The sequence below is a fragment of the Methylopila musalis genome, from assembly GCF_042679725.1.
Taxonomy (GTDB): Bacteria; Pseudomonadota; Alphaproteobacteria; order Rhizobiales; family Methylopilaceae; genus Methylopila; species Methylopila musalis.
In genome coordinates this window covers 1-980 of record NZ_JBHTMX010000383.1, presented here as the reverse complement: position 1 = coordinate 980, position 980 = coordinate 1, and the positions used below count along the sequence as shown (strand labels likewise).

The following is a 980-nucleotide window of genomic DNA, read 5'->3' as shown; positions in this document are numbered from 1 at the left end:
GCCCGGTGCGGGTGCAGCACGGCGGTCGCCGCCGCCATGGCGACCACCGCCTCATGGGCGGTCCCGCCTTCCTCCAGCGCCATGAGCCCGGCCGCGGCCGCGGCCCCGTGCGGCGCGACCACCACGCCCCGATCCGATGTGGCCGTCTCCACCATGTGGCTCCCCGTGCTGTTCCCGCCCGAGGTAGCGGCGGGCGGCGGCGGCCGCAAGCGGCGCTCGACTGGGCCGCGCGACGTGCTACAACGCGCCCCTCACGGCGCGACGAGAGGGTGAAGACCGGTGTCCGACATTCCGACCACGGCCCAGGGCCCCATCGACACGAAGCGCGTGATCACGCTGGCGGCCGCGACCGTGCTGATCGCGGCCCAGACCATCGCCGCCTCCGTCGCCGGCGGCTGGGCGATCGCGGGCTTCCTCGGCCTCGGCGAGATCGGCGCCTATGTGCTGGAGGCGGGCGGCTTCGCGCTCGGCGGCTGGCTGGTGATCAAGTTCGTGCGCGCCGCGCTCCAGAACGAGCCCCTGCGCCAGCCGCGCTGACGGTTTCGGCCGCGCAAAACCCTCACATCCCTTAGAGCGGCCCGATCGCGCGGATCACGTCGTCGCGGGTGAAGCCTTCGGCCCGGAGCGCGCGCAGCGAGGGCGAGCCGCGGGACTTGGACAGCTTTGCGCCGTCCGCGGCCGAGATCAGCCGGTGGTGCCGGTAGAGCGGCGCGGGCAGCCCCAGAAGCTCCTGCAGCAGGCGGTGCACGTCGGTGGCGCGGCGCAGGTCCTGCCCTCGCGTCACATGGGTCACCCCCTGCGCGGCGTCGTCGACCACCACCGCCAGATGGTAGCTGGTGGGCGTCTCCTTGCGCGCCAGCACCACGTCGCCCCAGTCCTCGGGCCGGGCGCGGACGGCGCCCTCCCCCTCCTCCTCGAACGTCAGCGGCGCGTCGCCGAGCGCGGCGAGCGCGCGGCCCATGCGCAGCCGCCGCGCGGCG

Annotated in this window: 2 protein-coding genes; one reads left to right on the top strand and one right to left on the bottom strand. The window is 75.3% G+C overall.

Annotated elements, in window-relative coordinates; genetic code table 11:
- Window positions 1–279: 279 nt before the first annotated feature.
- Window positions 280–537, top strand: coding sequence for a hypothetical protein (locus ACFQ4O_RS17820; protein ID WP_378777754.1), 258 nt, complete (start codon window positions 280–282; stop codon window positions 535–537).
- A gap of 31 nt (window positions 538–568) precedes the next feature.
- Here ACFQ4O_RS17820 and ACFQ4O_RS17815 read toward each other — a convergent pair.
- The coding region (locus ACFQ4O_RS17815) for a glutamate--tRNA ligase family protein (RefSeq protein WP_378777752.1) at window positions 569–980 on the bottom strand (412 nt) is incomplete at its 5' end.